13 protein-coding genes are annotated in these 13,580 nt (G+C 62.2%); 2 read left to right on the top strand and 11 right to left on the bottom strand.

Annotation, left to right across the window (positions count from 1 at the left end; all coding sequences use genetic code 11):
- Window positions 1-176 precede the first annotated feature (176 nt).
- The 5 genes from QNI81_RS03465 to QNI81_RS03445 form a co-directional block, all read right to left on the bottom strand.
- On the bottom strand, window positions 177-773 hold the full coding sequence (locus QNI81_RS03465; RefSeq protein ID WP_283967376.1) for a hypothetical protein: 597 nt from the start codon (window positions 771-773) through the stop codon (window positions 177-179).
- A gap of 113 nt (window positions 774-886) precedes the next feature.
- Window positions 887-1,189 (bottom strand): hypothetical protein, encoded by a 303-nt coding sequence (locus QNI81_RS03460; RefSeq protein ID WP_009176671.1) that lies wholly within the window; start codon window positions 1,187-1,189, stop codon window positions 887-889.
- Between the two features lie 269 nt (window positions 1,190-1,458).
- On the bottom strand, window positions 1,459-3,813 hold the full coding sequence (locus QNI81_RS03455) for a peptidoglycan -binding protein (protein ID WP_283967375.1): 2,355 nt from the start codon (window positions 3,811-3,813) through the stop codon (window positions 1,459-1,461).
- A gap of 3 nt (window positions 3,814-3,816) precedes the next feature.
- Window positions 3,817-5,007: a biopolymer transporter ExbB gene (locus QNI81_RS03450; protein WP_283967374.1), complete on the bottom strand. Its 1,191-nt coding sequence runs from the start codon at window positions 5,005-5,007 to the stop codon at window positions 3,817-3,819.
- Between the two features lie 78 nt (window positions 5,008-5,085).
- On the bottom strand, window positions 5,086-5,613 hold the full coding sequence (locus tag QNI81_RS03445; protein WP_009176251.1) for a gamma-glutamylcyclotransferase: 528 nt from the start codon (window positions 5,611-5,613) through the stop codon (window positions 5,086-5,088).
- A 68-nt stretch (window positions 5,614-5,681) separates the two neighbouring features.
- On the opposite strand from QNI81_RS03445, the gene QNI81_RS03440 reads away from it, so the two are divergent.
- Window positions 5,682-6,695 (top strand): DUF2125 domain-containing protein, encoded by a 1,014-nt coding sequence (locus QNI81_RS03440; protein ID WP_283967373.1) that lies wholly within the window; start codon window positions 5,682-5,684, stop codon window positions 6,693-6,695.
- A 269-nt stretch (window positions 6,696-6,964) separates the two neighbouring features.
- Here the strand turns inward: QNI81_RS03440 and QNI81_RS03435 are convergent, their stop codons facing one another.
- The 4 genes from QNI81_RS03435 to QNI81_RS03420 form a co-directional block, all read right to left on the bottom strand.
- A complete protein-coding gene (locus tag QNI81_RS03435) occupies window positions 6,965-7,792 on the bottom strand; it encodes an extensin-like domain-containing protein (protein WP_283967856.1) in 828 nt (275 codons plus the stop codon).
- A 35-nt stretch (window positions 7,793-7,827) separates the two neighbouring features.
- Window positions 7,828-8,760: a prephenate/arogenate dehydrogenase family protein gene (locus QNI81_RS03430; RefSeq protein ID WP_502999237.1), complete on the bottom strand. Its 933-nt coding sequence runs from the start codon at window positions 8,758-8,760 to the stop codon at window positions 7,828-7,830.
- The gene (hisC, locus tag QNI81_RS03425) at window positions 8,757-9,845 is read right to left on the bottom strand and encodes a histidinol-phosphate transaminase (RefSeq protein ID WP_283967372.1); all 1,089 of its coding nucleotides are present in this window, start codon (window positions 9,843-9,845) and stop codon (window positions 8,757-8,759) included. The genes QNI81_RS03430 and hisC overlap by 4 nt, the downstream gene beginning before the upstream one ends.
- Before the next feature lie 363 nt (window positions 9,846-10,208).
- Window positions 10,209-11,633 (bottom strand): aminotransferase class V-fold PLP-dependent enzyme, encoded by a 1,425-nt coding sequence (locus QNI81_RS03420; protein ID WP_283967371.1) that lies wholly within the window; start codon window positions 11,631-11,633, stop codon window positions 10,209-10,211.
- A 106-nt stretch (window positions 11,634-11,739) separates the two neighbouring features.
- Between QNI81_RS03420 and QNI81_RS03415 the strand changes: the two genes are divergently transcribed.
- Window positions 11,740-12,201: an Lrp/AsnC family transcriptional regulator gene (locus QNI81_RS03415; protein WP_005641088.1), complete on the top strand. Its 462-nt coding sequence runs from the start codon at window positions 11,740-11,742 to the stop codon at window positions 12,199-12,201.
- 59 nt (window positions 12,202-12,260) lie between these two features.
- On the opposite strand, the gene QNI81_RS03410 is transcribed toward QNI81_RS03415, so the two are convergent.
- Both QNI81_RS03410 and QNI81_RS03405 read right to left on the bottom strand, forming a co-directional pair.
- Window positions 12,261-12,728 carry a GNAT family N-acetyltransferase gene (locus QNI81_RS03410; RefSeq protein WP_283967370.1) on the bottom strand — a complete coding sequence of 156 codons (468 nt, stop codon included), beginning with the start codon at window positions 12,726-12,728 and terminating at the stop codon, window positions 12,261-12,263.
- A gap of 72 nt (window positions 12,729-12,800) precedes the next feature.
- Window positions 12,801-13,388, bottom strand: a complete 588-nt coding sequence (locus tag QNI81_RS03405) for a PA14 domain-containing protein (RefSeq protein ID WP_283967369.1) — start codon at window positions 13,386-13,388, stop codon at window positions 12,801-12,803.
- Window positions 13,389-13,580 lie beyond the last annotated feature (192 nt).

The raw sequence follows: 13,580 nt of genomic DNA, 5'->3' as shown, positions 1-13,580 counted from the left end.
GCGCAAGCGCCTGATGTAAATAAAAAACGCCCGCCTCAGATAACTGAGGCGGGCGTTTTGGTATGTCTGGGTCCAGAACCTTAAACCCTGTTGCATGAAATTAACGGCCTGCGGATAACGGTTCTGATGTTCGCAGAGCCCAAAGCTCAACCGTATCTAGGCACTCAGCCCGAAGATCAGGCACTGGCCGTGGGGCTGCGCAGGGCGCGGAAAATCATCATCAGGCCAAACATCAACACGACCTGACCCAGCAGGTCACCGATTGCAAAAGAAGCAAGCTCCGTCAGCTTACCACTCGGCGCAAGTATCCCTGAGAAAATCAAAGTCTGACTGATGGAATTGAACACCGACGCCAACAGCCCGGCCAACAGAAGCTTGCGCCAATTGACCCTGCGCCCGCCCCCCGCATAGGCCGATATGCCAGAGGCACGCAGCAGCTCAAAAGCGAAATAGGCCGACAGCACACTCATCGCGAGCGACAGCCACATCATGTCGTGCATCAGGTCGAGGATATCCGCGCTGGTGAAAATCAGATTGGCAAATATCGCTCCGACAACCAGCGGCAGCAGCGCCCGCCAACCGACCAGCCAAATGCTGAGAACCCGAACCCCATGCGGCAGATACGCCAGACTGGCGAGGACAGAAACATCATCGAGAAAGAAACGCTGCGCAGGGGCAATCACCCAAATCGTGATGCCATGACATATGATATACGTCAGAGCGATCATCACAAAGCCACCCACGCCGGGTGAAAAACCATCAGCTGCTCTCATACGCAAGCTTTAGACGCGAAAGAGCGACAAGGCAATTCATCTCGCGCCAGACCTGCTGGAAACCGGTCTCAACGTGACGTTATGCAATAAATTGTCAGAAACCGGTGCGGGGTTTAGTCGTGCAGCAGGTCCTTACGCACCATGTAATGTTTGGCCCGCGCGCCCTCAGGCCGCTCCAGAAAGCCGAGTTCCAGCAGCGACCGCAACGCGCGGTGAAATGTGGCCTGCGCGATGCCGCTGGTCAGCGGGTGCTGACGGATCTGATCGGACAAGACCAACTGCCCCGGCGCATCCGTCAGACGGTGAGCGGCTTGAAAGACGTCTTTTTCGGCTGGGCTTAGATCCTCCAGACCGATGTCGCGCTCCATTTGACGCAACATGTCACGCAGTTCGAATATGGCGCGTAATCTGTCCAAAAATGCCCCTCCTGAAACGATGCTCACAGACATGGCGGCGGTAAATCGAATTTGTACTGAAGAGTATAGCACAAAAAACTCTCATGGGTGATAATTTATTGGAAAAACGGGCAAACTATGATAAAAAGAATCCGGACGAATCCAATAAGCCGTGAGTGGTGGTGCCGTCCTGTTTTCAAAAGTCCTATTTTAGAACGCAGGCTCTGGCGGTTGAAACACCGCCGGAGCCTTATTTCATTTTAGCTTTACCAAATACGCGCCACGCGCTGTCAGCGTTCCGTAAGCTTCAATTCGATTCGGCGGTTTTGCGCCCGCGCTTCGGGGGTATCGGCCGGATTGACCGGCTGAAATTCGCCAAATCCATTTGCGGCCAGCCGTCCGGGGGGAATGCCCAGCTCATCCATCATGTAGCGCACCACCGACAGCGCCCTGCCCTGACTGAGTTCCCAGTTATCGGCGTATTTGCCAGTGCCCGAGAAACGCTGATTGTCCGTGTGCCCATCGACGCGAATGATCCAGTTGATGTCATCGGGAATTGCGGCAGCCACGTTTTGCAAGATGCGCGCGACTTTGGCGATTTCGGTCTTTCCCGCCTCAGAGAGTTCGGCGCTTCCAAGTGCAAACAAAACCTCAGAGGCAAAGACAAACCGGTCTCCCTCGATCCGCACCCCTTCCTGATCGCCCAGAAGGCTGCGCAACTGGCCAAAAAACTCCGAACGGTACTGTTCCAGATCCTTGGCTTCATTGGCGAGCCGCTCCCGCTCTGCTTCCAGCCGCTTGCGTTCCTGCTCTTCCAGTATCCGGCGGCGGCGCTCTTCGGCAGCGGCGCGCGCCAGCGCAGTGTTCAGATCCTGACCGAGGCTTTGCAACTGGATGCCCTGCGCAGCGTCGCGTTCCTTGAAATCATCCAAGAGCGCCTGCAAGCCGCCAAGCTGTTCGCGCAACGCCGCCACCTGCTGATTCAAAAGCGCCGTCTCGCGGCGCGCCTCTTCCGAGACCTGCTTTTCCTCGGCCAAGGCACTGCGCGCCTGCGCCAGCAGGTCCGCGCGCTGTTCCGCAAGGGTTTTCTGCTCTGTGAGGTTTTGCGCAAAATCATCCTTCTCCGCGAGGGCGGCCAGAAGGCGGCTTTGCAAAACCTCCTGATCCGTGGCCGCCGCCTGCGCCCGTTCCAGCGCCTCCAGCGCGACCAACAAGCGCTGCTCAACCGAAGCCCGTTCTTCTGCGGTGGAGCTTGCCGCCGCGCGTGCTGCAGCCAGATCTGCCTCGGCGCGCACGAGACGGGTCTCCAGACCGCTGCGGGTTTCCTGGGCCTGACCACGCAGGGTCGCAAGCTGATCCTGCAGGTCGCGCCGTGTTGTTTCCGCCTCCGCTTGCAGGCTGGCAAGGCGATCCTCCAGAAGGCGGCGTTCCTTGTCAAAAGCACTCTGCACATCGCGCAACTGGGCCTGATACTGGCTCTCGGTCTCGACCGTGGCCGCCCGTTGCCGGGTCAGTTCAGCCTCAAGCTGCCCACGGGTGTCTGCGGCCTGTTGACGGGCGGTCTCCAACTCGCCGGTGAGTCGGGCGCGGGTCGCAGCACTCTCGGTCCGCACCCGGTCCAGCTCTGCCTCTAGGGCCGAAACGCGCGCCGATGCGGTACTCTCTGTGACTTCCATCTGGGCCAGCACCCGCGTCAGGCGCTCTGCCAGCTCATCGCGGTCGTTCGCCTGCGCCTTGGCCTGCTCAATGGCCGAGAGCGCCTCTTCCAGTTCGGAATTCAGCTTATTTCGGGCGCTTTCGGCAGCGGCCAGCAATGTCAGCGTATCTTCGGCTTTCTTGCGCTCCGCCTCCAGCGACAGCGTCATCGCCGTGAGCTCAGCATCGGCATTTTCCAGCCGCGCGCGCAAGGCTTCAGCCGCAGCAGCCTCAGTCAGGCGATTGGCCTCTTCTTCAGAGAGCGTCTCTTCCAATTCTGCTACGCGGGCGGATTGTGCCTCGCCCTCTTTGCGCAGATCCGCGACCAGCGCTTGCAGAGCTTCGGTGCGCGCCGCCGCCAGACGTGCGGCCTCGGCCTCAGCGTCGACCTCATCGCGCAATTGCGCCACTGCGAGGTTCAGCGCCTCTTGTTCCGACAAGAGTTCACCACGTGCGGCATCCAGCGCGTCGCGCTCTGCCGTAAGATCGGCGATCTGCGCCTCGGCACTGTCGCGCCCGGCAATCAATGCGGCCACCTGTGCCTCAAAATCCGAAATCTGCGTGCGCGCCGCCGCAAGGTCCGAGGTCGCCGCATCCCGTTCCTGCGTCAGCGCGCTGATGCGGGCTTGTTGGGCCGTGATCTGATCCTGCGCTGCATCCAGATCGGAACGGGCCGAATTCAGTGTCGCCCCAAGCGCCCCCAAACGGGCCTGCAACTGGCTGGCCTCGCGCTCTTTGACGCCAAGCGCCTGCGCCAACGCCCGCACCTCGGTCGAGAGTTCATCCAGTTCGGTTTCCTGACCGGAGATGGTCTCGCGCAGGACAAATTGCACCACCATAAAAATGGTCAGCACAAACATCAGAACCAGCAAAAGCCCGGTCATCGCATCCACAAAGCCGGGCCAGATGGACCCTTGGAAACGTTGACCGGTACGGCGCTTCAGGGCCATGGATCAGCTCTCTTTCCGCGCCGCCATTCGCGCTGCACGGTCCATGCCACGCGGGCCTGCGAAGGCTTTGACCAAGAGGTCGATGTCCTTGCGCAACTCCGCAAGGCTCTCCTGCCGCCCGGCGGAGATTTCTTCCAGAATGCGCAGCATCTGCACGTCAATCGAGCGCAGCCGCATGCGGCTTTCGGCATCAATGCCCACATCCCCATGCGCGCGCATCAGCTCGGCGATGGTCTCTTGGCCCACGGCCACGCGCTCCAATGCGCCGGAAATCGACGCCACATCATCCTGACGGCGGTTCATCTCTTCGATGGTGTCGATCAGACGCGAAAGCTTGCCCTCAACCTCAGCGCGCCCCTCGGCGGTTTGAACAAACATCGCCTGCAGCGCGTCCATCTGCTCTGCCATCGTATCGAGCACACCAGCCACAAGGTTGCTGTCGCCAGTGCCCCCCTCCTCGCCCGAGGAGAAACTGACACGGGTGAAGGATGACAGCCATTCTTCGAGTTCGCGGTAAAACCGGTTCTGACCATGGCCCGCAAACAGCTCCAGCAAGCCCACAATCAATGAGCCCGCAAGACCAAGAAGCGAGGAGGCAAAGGCCACGCCCATGCCGCCCAACTGCGATTCAAGGCCGGTCATCAGCCGGTTGAAGATCGCAACCCCCTCTTCGCCATCTTGCGGTGCAAGGCTGCGGATGGTGTCGACCACTGCCGGAACCGTGGTCGCCAACCCGTAAAACGTGCCAAGAAGGCCAAGGAAAATCAAAAGGTTGACGATATAGCGCGTGATCTCGCGCTCCTCGTCAATGCGTTCTGCCACGGAATCCAGAATGGAGCGTGTCGAGGCAGACCCAAGCTGCATCCGCGCGCCCCGAGAGCGCAACAGCGCCGCCAGTGGCGCCAGCATCGAGGGGGCACGATCATCCTCCGTGGTGATCCCGGCGGCAAAGCGTTCAATCCAGCGCACCGAATTGATCAGCTGCACCACCTGCCAGAAGGTCGCCAACACCCCGATGACAAACACAAAGGCGATAAACCCGTTGAGATAGGGGTTCGCCTCAAAGACCGGCATCACCCGAGGCAGCGCCATAAAGGCCCCCGCGCCTGCCAGTCCCAATGCAATCAGCATCATGACAACCTGGCGCACCGGCTGTGAAAATTGTGGCCGGCCTTCGCGTTCGTGATGCGCCATTTCCTTGCGGCTCCCGATAGGCTTTGTCTTGGTTCTGCGCCTGCAGCCTAGACTGAAAGTCCCATGGTCGCCAAGGATTTATGATAAAATCTGCCGGACCCGCTCTGTGAGCCAGCTGAGGTCAGGATCGCTCAGGCCGATTTCATCCAGATGCCCTGCGGTATTGAACAGATATTCGCTGTTCGGTCCCCGTCCACCCACCGCATGGGCAATGATCCGCGCCTGCTCTTCCAGCTCAAGATGGCAATATTGGACGTGATGCGGGTCGATTACATAGACCACCGCATTCACCACCTCACCGCTGGCCAGTTCCACGTCGAGAAAGCGCTCCACATAGGCCGAGGAGATCAACTCGCGCTCGCGCAGCGCGGCCAGCGTTGTCTCCTCGTGGCCGGGTTCGACCCGCAGGGCCAGACCCTTGCAATGGGCATCCTCTTGCGCATCCAGCGCCAGCACCAGTCCGGGGATCTCTTCGCTGCCGCGGTGGTGGATCGAGCGCATGCAGAACGAGCGGGCAAAACCATGCAGCGTTGCCACCTCGCTTTGCGCGATCGGGAACTCCGGGTTCCACAGAAGAGAGCCGTATCCAAATACCCACATCGTCATGTTACTGGTCCTTTATTGCGAGCGCCTGTAAACAGCAAAACGGGCGTAAACAAAAGGGGCAGTGCGGCATGAAACGCGGTCTGAAGATCCTTCTGGGGCTCTGTGTGATCTGGGCGCTCTACTGGGCCGTGGCCGCCTGGGGTCTGCGCCAGAGCGTTCAGGGCTGGTTTCAAATGCAGGCGACGCGCGGCTGGCAGGTGGAGGTGGGCGATATTGCCCCCGCTGGTACGCTGGGCGGTTTTCCATGGCGGCATGTGACCCGCATCGATCTGCCGACGCTGGCTGATCCCGGCACCGGGGCGGCCTGGCGCACCGATTGGCTGGAGCTGCAAAGCCCTGCGATTTGGCCCGGACGTCAAAGCCTGCGCTTTTCCGACGGTGATCAGCGGCTGTCCTATTATGATCAAACGGCGGTGATTTCGACCGAAGGGTTGCAGGCGGATCTGTTCCTCGCACCCGGCTTGGCGCTGGAGCTGGAGGAGTTGGGGCTGACCTCCGGCGCGTGGAGCATTGGCGACGGGCAAAACAGCGTCCTCAGCGCCGGCGATCTGAACCTGCGCGTGGTCCAGAGCGATCCGGCCGAAAACTACCAGATCACCGCAGAGGCACATGCCTTTCGCCCCGGCACGGACCTGCGCCGCCTGCTGCGTGCCGCGCCTGAGCTGCCACAGACCTTTGAGACACTCACTCTGGTGGCGGATGTAACCTTCGATACCGTATGGGATCGCAACGCACTGGAGCAACGCCGCCCGCAACCCCGCATGATCGACATCGACCTGCTGGAAGCACAGTGGGGGGATATGCGCATCAAAAGCGCAGGCACGCTGGAGGTCGATACCACAGGCATTCCCACCGGAGAACTGGCCTTGCAGGTTGAGGCCTGGGCGGAGTTTCTGGAAATGGCAGAAGACACCGGGCTGATGTCCGCCACCGCACGCGAACAGGCCAGCCGGGTGATCGCGGTGCTGGCGCGGGCCAGTGGCAACCCGGAGGATCTGGATATCACGCTGGGCTTTCGCAGCGGCTATATCACCATCGGCCCGATCCCGCTTGGTCCCGCACCGCGCCTGATCCTGCGTTAGCGCCCCGCGCCGGTGGCCCTCCCGCCCCTTGCCGCTGCGCCCTTGCAGGGCACATCGCCCCGCGTTGGGCATAGCGCCGGGCCGTTCGGCCCGGCGCTACAGCCAGTCCCGGTACGGGACTGGCTGCCCGGCCCAACCCCGCCAAGGGGCGCGCGCAACTGTGAAATGATATGCGACTTAGGCCCACGCGCTGATCGTGCTGATATGGGTGCCTTGCGCGGTCGCGCCCCTGCGGGGGCGGGAGAGCCACCGGACCACGAATGCGGCGTTTAACGGCAGTAACGCCCGCTGCGATGGCGGGCCACATCAAGGTGGAAGTGATCGCGGTGATAAATATCCGCATCTGGTCCCAACACGGTGCGAAACGGCCCGCAGGCTGTTTTCCACATGCGTTGCAGGGCTTTGCGCGTCGAGCGATCACGCCAGCCCTTCAACACGCTTACTGTAGTCCCGCTCTCAAGCGTAAAGCCGGAAATATCAATTGCCCTGCCCCGCCCATGTTCAGAGATTTTCGCCCCCGGACGGTTGTTGCGCGTCCGGCAGCTATACCCGGCTGCCACCCTGAGCTGCACCACTCGGTTAGAGCGACCAAACGCCGTCTCCACGTCGCGCGACACCCATTTATTCAGCGCCTTTGCCGTCTCGCAGGTCATCAGCGCAGGCCTGCTCAGCGTCACCCCCGACACCGACCGCACCCGCACCGCATCACGCGCACCGCACCCCCGGAGCTTGCCGGGAATATCCCCCGCCTCTTCACCCTGGATGTCGATATCGCCGCAAACAGAGCCGCGCCGCCGTTTGGCGCGCCCAAAGAGCACCTGCTGCTCGAACTCCGGCGTGCGCATCATCGGGCGCAGGGTTTCACCCGGTGCCACCGGGGCCAGATCCACCGGACGGGCGGCGGCTGCGATGATCTGTGCAGACACTGGCCGGATGTGTGGGCGCATCTGTGGCGCGGGCACCGTCCGTGTCGCCGCCACAGCAGAGACCTCAGTGACCTCCGTCAGCACCAGCTCTGCCCCGCGTTCCAGCGGCGGGCGCGGGGTGGTTTCAGGTGCGGCAGCAACCTGCCCGCAGCCAACATGGATCAGCACCATGGCAACGCCAACCCGCCGGACCACCCCGCGCACCCTCATTTTTTCGGCCCGCGACCAAAGTCCGGCGCGGCGGTGTCCTGACCAGCCTCGATAATGCCCCGCCGGATGGCGCGGGTGCGGGTGAAATAGTCGTGCAGATGCGCGCCATCCCCGGTGCGGATCGCCCGTTGCAGGGCAAAGAGCTCCTCGGTGAACCGGCCCAAGATTTCCAGCGTGGCGTCCTTGTTGGTCAGGAACACATCGCGCCACATGGTCGGGTCTGAGGCCGCAATCCGGGTAAAGTCGCGAAACCCCGCCGCAGAATATTTGATCACTTCGCTATCGGTCACGCGGCGCAGATCATCTGCCACACCCACCATTGTGTAGGCGATCAAATGCGGCGTGTGGCTGGTCACCGCCAGCACCAGATCATGGTGGTCGGCGTCCATCTCATCCACATGCGCGCCCATCCCTTCCCAGAGGGCGCGCAGCCGCGCAACCGCCTCCGGCGCGCTGCCCTCCACCGGCACCAACAGGCACCAGCGGTTGTCAAACAGCTCGGCGAAGCCCGACTCGGGACCGGAATGCTCGGTCCCCGCGAGCGGGTGTGAGGGCACAAAATGCACGTCATCTGGAATATGCGGCGCCACATCCTCGATCACATGGCGCTTGACCGATCCCACATCGGAGACCGTTGCGCCGGGCATCAACGCCGGTGCAATCTCGGCCGCAACCGCGCCCATCGCCCCGACCGGTACGCAGAGCACCACGAGATCTGCGCCCTCAACCGCCGCACGTGCGGTGTCGCAGACCCGATCACACAGACCAATCCGGCGCGCGGTGTCGCGGGTCTCGGCGCTGCGGGCATAGCCGGTGACTTCCCCCGCAAGCCCCGCGCGTTTGATGGCCCAGAACATCGAGGAGGCAATCAGCCCAAGACCGATCAGTGCCACACGGTTGTAGACGGGTTTGGCTGACATCTCGCTCATTGCGCCGCCCCGGCCTTGAAGTCCTGAACCGCGCTTGCAACCGCGCGGCAGGCGGTCTCGTCTCCGACGGTGATGCGCAAGGCCGTGGGCAGGTTATACCCCGCCACCCGGCGCACGATCAGGCCGCGTTGTTTCAGGAAATCGTCACAGGCTTCCGCCTCCGCTTGGGAGGCGAAGCGCGCCAGAATGAAGTTGGTACAGGATGTGTCCGACGGCACGCCCAGCCCGGCCAGTTGATCCGCCAGCCAGCCGCGCCATTTGGCGTTCTCGACGCGGCAGGTCTCGACATACGCACGGTCACGCACCGCGGCCTCGGCCCCGGCAAGTGCCGTCACCGAGACATTGAACGGCCCGCGCACGCGATTGAGCACGTCGATGATCGGCTTTGGCCCATAGCCCCAGCCCACACGCGCGCCCCCCAGTCCGTAGATCTTGGAGAACGTGCGGGTCATCACCACGTTTTCACGCGCCTCGATGAGGGATGCCCCGGCGTCAAAGCCCTCGACATACTCAGCGTAGGCCCCATCCAGCACGAGGATCGCATCCTCCGGGATACCATCGGCGAGGCGCGCCACCTCGGCCTCGGAAATCATGGTGCCGGTGGGGTTGTTGGGGTTGGCGATGAACACCAGCTTGGTCTGCGGCGTGCAGCCTGCCAGCAGCGCATCCACATCGGTGACGCGCTCGCGCTCCTTGACTTCGACCGGGGTGGCCCCGGCGGCAAGGGCGGAAATGCGATACATGGCAAATCCGTGCTCGGTATAAAGCACCTCATCCCCCGGCCCGGCATAGCACTGACACAGAAAAGCGATGATCTCATCGCTGCCCGCCCCGCAAATGATGCGCTCGGCATCCAGCCCGTGGGTTTCGGCAATCGCGGTGCGCAGGGCGGTATGGTCGGAGCTCGGATACCGATGCATGCTGGTGACAGCCTGCGCCATCGCCTCCACCGCCTTGGGGCTTGCACCCAGCGGGTTCTCATTGGAGGAGAGCTTGGTCACATTGCTCACCCCGTCCACATGGGCTGCGCCACCCTGATAGAGGGCGATGTCCATGATACCGGGTTGCGGTGTGATTTGGGTCATATCGTTGAGCTCCTTCGCGAACCTGTTCGTCATAGCGCCCTCGGCGCGATGGGAAAAGCCGCAACTGTCCTCAATGCTTCATCAACACACCTATGGGGCCGCCTGTCGCTGCCAGAGCACGCACACCTCGCGCGCGGGGAAGCTCCCGCCCGTCGTCCGTGCCCCTTTGGCCACGTCCGCGCCACACATGACCCCGTTTTTGCGCCTGCCCCGGATCTGGCAGATCCACCGCCGCAGGGCACATCCTCCCGTTGGGCCGGGCCGCGCCGCGTGCCCGAAGGGCGCGCGGCGCGGGTCGCCTCGGGCAAAGCCCGAGGCGAAACACCTCAATCACAACGTCTATTCATAGATAATACTGAGGGATCAGGCCGCACGCGGCTGGAAGCGTGCGGTGCTCGGGTCGGCATCATAAGCGGCAGCGATCTCTTCAGCCTCTGCCACAAGCTTTGCAACGCTCTCAATCACATAGTCCACGGTCGCCTCCTCCATCAGATACGAGAAGTTGAGCCGCACCCAACCGGGTTTTTGCAACTCCCGCCCGGCCAGAAGATCTCCGAGCAGGGCCTCGGACTGTGGCTGGTCGATCTCCAGCAGACGATGCGCATATGGCCCCGCGCAGGCACAGCCGCCGCGCGCCTGAATGCCGTAGACATCGCTCAACATGCGCGTAAACAACTGCTGATGCACCGGCGCGCCGGATGCCCCTGCCACGGTGAAGGAAAAGATCGGCAAGCGATGCGCGCTTTCATGCCCCAGAAGCGTCAGCCCCGGCACATCCGCCCAAGCCGCGCGCGCCTTGGCCGCATAGCGGGCTTCGCTCGCCTCGATGTGGTCCTGCCCCACGGCCTCCTTGACCAGGAACGCCAGCGCCGCGCGGATGTCACCCACCACATTCGGGGTGCCTGCCTCCTCGCGCGCAGCCAGACTGTCCGCATAGCGGTGCGACCACGGCGACACAAAACTCACCGTGCCGCCCCCCGGCCACGACGGATTACACGCGCGCACCGCATCCCGGCGCAGCACCAGCACGCCCGAGGCCCCCGGCCCGCCCGGAAACTTATGCGGCGAGACCACAACGGCGTCCTTTGGCTCCGCCCCATGCGCGCCCATGTCGATGGGCAGATAAGGCCCGCCACCGGCATAGTCCCAAACCGCAAGTGCGCCGTGCACGCGCAACAGCCGGGTCACCGGATCGGGATCGGTGATAATCCCCGTCACATTCGAGGCCGCCGAGAAACTGCCGATTTTCAGATCTGCATCCGCATGCGCAACCAAGGCCGCTTCAAGCGCCACCAGATCGACCCCGCCCTCGGAGCTTTCGGGAATTTCCACCACCTCGGCGCGGCTCTCGCGCCACGGCAGGATGTTGGAGTGATGCTCATAGGGGCCGATAAACACCACCGGGCGCGTGGCCTCATTGATCCCCAAAAGCTTCACCAACCGGTTCAAACCCGCCGTGGCACCGGAGCCTGCAAAGATCACCTCGCAGTCGTCCCCCGCACCCGTCAGCCGCGCAATCTCGGCCCGGGCGTCGCGGCGCAGACGGGTGACATACTGGCCGCAATAGGAGGCCTCGGTGTGGGAATTGGCATAAAACGGCAGCAGTTTTTCGGAAATGAACGCTTCGACCGGGCGCATCGCACGCCCCGAGGCCACGTAATCCGCATAGACCAGCGGCACATCGCCGTTGAGACCGGGGATCATCACCCCCTCGCCAATCAGCGTCTGAGCCAGCTCCCCCGCATCCGCTGTGTGTTTGATCGCCGTTTTGAACTGTTCAAGGATCATTGTCGCGCCCTCATTGCCATTTGAGCAACGATAGACCACCAGTGATTGGTCATTTTCACATATTTACACAGGTGACAGCCCAATATGCATATCATATGATCCACATATGTCGAAAAACATTGATCAAATTGACCGCGACCTTTTGCGAGCCCTGCAACGGGATGGCAGCCTGTCGCAACGCGACCTCGCCGAACGAGTCGGCCTGTCGCAAAACGCCTGCTGGCGGCGGCTCAAGGCCTTGCAGGACAAGGGCATCCTGCGCGGCACCCGCGCCGAAGTGGATCGCAGCCAGCTCGATCTCGGTCTGGTGGTCTTTGTGATGCTGCGCACCCGGCATCACTCGGCCGAGTGGTTGGCGCAGTTTCGCCGCCATGTGCTGACGATCCCTGAGGTGGTGGATTTTCACCGCATCGGTGGCGATTACGACTATCAGCTCAAGGTCGTGACCCGCGACATGGCGAGTTATGACAAGGTCTATCAACGCCTGATCGCTGGCGTCGAACTGGACAGCGTGACCTCCTATTTCGCCATGGAAGCCATTGCCGAAGGACGCCCGCTGCCGGTCTGATGCGCGCGCACCCCGTGATCATAAAGCGTCATCACAATGCGTGATCACAGCGCGTGACCTCAGCTGGTGAGAACCAGTTTCTTGCCCACCGCCGTGGGCGTCTCGCGATAGTCGACAAATCCCATGGCGCTGTAATAGCCCAAACCTTGCGCGTTATCAGCACCGATCAGGGCTTCGATCGCGGGCAAACGCGCATCCTCAGCCGCCGCGCGCGTCACCGCGAACAAGGCGCGCCCAATCCCCTGCCCGCTGGCATCGGGATGCAGATGCGTGCCGATCACGCCCCAGCCCACCGGCGCGCCATAGGGATTGCCCTCCGGCGCGATCTGCAAGGACTGAAACCCCAACAGCCGCCCCGCAGCGTCAACCGCGACCGAACAGGCGATGCGATTGTCATTCTCAATGTAAGTCTCGCGTACAAATGCCGCATCTCCTGCGGTTTTGCGCCTGCCCGCCTGACGCAGGGCCTCCAGCACGGCGGCAATTTCTTCGGCGTCCGCTGATACGGCCGGACGAATGTCTATCATATGTGTTCCAATGGTTTACGTAAAAGATGAGGGGCACAGGTCGCGGCAAACCCGCCCTGCTCCCTTTCGATATCAGTGCCCAAACGCCGCATCCGGCATCCATTTGGGACGTTTGCCCGCAGGCCCCGCCCGCATGTGCAGACAGGCGGTATTGGTGCGCTGGAACCACAGCGCCTTGAGCGGATACCACCCGGCCTCTGGCACCTCGACCTCAACCGCAAAGGTCTCCTCGCAGGGTTGGCGGCCATCAAACTCGCCCACCACCTGACCACCGACCACCGCATGCAGGCCATCATTGGTCAGAAAATCGATCGTGTAGATACCCGGCGCATCAAAACGCACGTAACCGCGAATATCGGCCACCACCCGCTCGGCACGTTTGGCGGTGAGCACATTCTGTCCCAGCTCCGTGTCGCGGTAATCCAGCCCCTTGAGCGGCGCCCCTTGTTCAACCTTGAATTTGAGCGCACTGCGCGCGGCAGCAAGGCTCTTCACATCAGAAGGATACGCATAGCGCACAGACAACCCCGGCTTCAGCCCTGATGGCTGCGGGTTGGCCGGGGTGAGCTTTACGGGTGCAGCCAGCGCCGCAACCGTCAAACCGACTGTCAGCGCAGCCCCGCAGGTCAACGCCCGACACAAGGCGGAAATCTTTGGCATGGTGGTCTCTCCAATTTATTCGGACCGCAGATTCAACCACAAAGATCCGGTTTTATCACCACCCTACTCGGCAATTCCTCTCAAACCCAAGCCCTTCCTCACATTGCACCTCTCCAAAAACGACGACATGAAAAAAAGCCGCCCCAAAAAGGAGCGGCTTTTCGAACTGGTAGCAAACGCGCCCCATTGGGC

Source organism: Tritonibacter sp. AK171, from assembly GCF_030127025.1.
Lineage (GTDB): Bacteria > Pseudomonadota > Alphaproteobacteria > Rhodobacterales > Rhodobacteraceae > Epibacterium > Epibacterium mobile.
The sequence above is the reverse complement of the archived record's forward strand: the minus strand, read 5'-3'. Positions and strand labels throughout refer to the sequence as shown.